Origin of the sequence: Microbulbifer variabilis, assembly GCF_020524905.1 — a bacterium.
Classification (GTDB): Bacteria; Pseudomonadota; Gammaproteobacteria; order Pseudomonadales; family Cellvibrionaceae; genus Microbulbifer; species Microbulbifer variabilis_A.
This window is the reverse complement of record NZ_JAIVKI010000054.1, coordinates 1-1,522: the sequence shown is the minus strand read 5'-3', so window position 1 is coordinate 1,522 and position 1,522 is coordinate 1. Positions and strand designations below refer to the sequence as shown.

The 1,522-nt window shown below is 45.0% G+C and carries 2 protein-coding genes; both read left to right on the top strand.

Features of this window, described 5'->3' with window-relative positions; genetic code table 11:
* The first annotated feature begins 121 nt into the window (after positions 1 to 121).
* Complete coding sequence (locus LC073_RS21455; RefSeq protein ID WP_226649667.1) at positions 122 to 535, top strand: holin family protein; 414 nt, start codon at positions 122 to 124, stop codon at positions 533 to 535.
* Positions 536 to 1,001: 466 nt separating this feature from the next.
* Positions 1,002 to 1,319, top strand: coding sequence for a hypothetical protein (locus LC073_RS21450; RefSeq protein ID WP_226649665.1), 318 nt, complete (start codon positions 1,002 to 1,004; stop codon positions 1,317 to 1,319).
* Positions 1,320 to 1,522: the final 203 nt, after the last annotated feature.

Genomic DNA, 1,522 nt, shown 5'->3' with positions numbered 1-1,522 from the left:
AATGCAGCCGACGGCCAACTTTGTGCGCATTTTACGCGGTCGCTACGCCCCCATTATTGCGCAAAATGCGCACAAAGTTGGCCGCGTCTGATTGCGGCGTTAAATTTCATGAGAATTCGACATGAGTGAATACGAGTTAGCAATAGAATCGGTAAGAAATTTTTCTCATGAAGGTAAGGATTTTCGTGTCGCTAACCATCATACAGAATTCTTGGATGGTTCTCTCTATTTAATCAATTTTGAGGGCAAGGACGGCCCTGCTCATAATTTCGTGTACATAGAGGGTGAGAAAATTGAAGTATGTAAGAATCAAGCTCTACTTAATGAGTTAGTTGCACGCAAATCCAAGAAAGTGGGCGTTACAGCTCTGTTGAATGGGCTAGGTGGTATTTCTGGTATTATTGGCTTAATCATAACTGTTGCAATTATCTATTTAGTAATCGCAAGGCCGGAAACAGAAGTTCCTAAAGAGTTATGGGCTGCATTAACAGCTATATTGGCTTTCTATTTTGGTAGCAAGTCATCCAAAAAGTAAAAATTTAACAAGCTAATGAACTTCGCGCGCGAAGGACACGCGCCGGACAGCCTACGCTGCGCTTCGGCTGCCGGTTATTAGGGCGTTATTGTGGCGGTCATTTTTTAGATATTTTGTAGTTGCTACAAGCATCGATCTCTAACTGGACACACTTTTTCAGAGAGTATTTTCTACCGGCTGGTACCGCAGTTTCATTCAAGTGCCTTCGTTTTAAGTTAGCAGGCCCTGCAAGCCAACCGCGCCATCTTTGAGTGCCTGTCAGTTAGTTAATCGGTAGGGAAAGTATGGTATGTTTCCCGATAAATTTATCGGGCAGTGGCCAGCCACCTTTGGCTGGCAGAGAGCAAGTAGGTCGTTCAGAGCGCGCCAGCTATAACCAGGCTAGGCAAGATCGCCCAGCCGGAGGCTGGGCTGGACAGCCTACGCTCTGCTTCGGCTGCCCTTGCTGGCAACGTTAGGCATCCGTATGGAACTTCGAGTAATTCAATGCAGCTGGGGCATTTTCATTGCTTGTACGCTAGTGATTATTCTCGGTAGAGGTGAGGCGGCTGAAGATGCTATTTTACCAATAGCCAGTTCCCTGGCATTTTGGATCACAGTAACAATGCCTATTTGGTTTTTTTCTTTGGCAACTGCATCTTTGCTTTCAGGTTTAATTCATATTAGTAAATACGGCAATAAAGCGTGTGGGAACCGGTTAAAAGTCTATGGAACAGCTGCTCTTGGTGTTTCTCCATTACTTATTTTCTTCGTTTCAATCTGGTTGTCTTTGTTGCCATGGTAAAAATGCCTAACAAACCGCAGCAATCGCTCCCGTTGGTCGCTGGGACAGCCAAAACGCTGCGCTTATTTGTCTGCCCCTGTGCGGGGCGTTAACCATATGAAGAAATTGGCGAGAATATTAGTTGTAGGTTTGGTCATGGTACCATTTACACTGATACTAGGTAAAATTCCCACATACCCCATGAGCGGTGATTTGAGATTTAT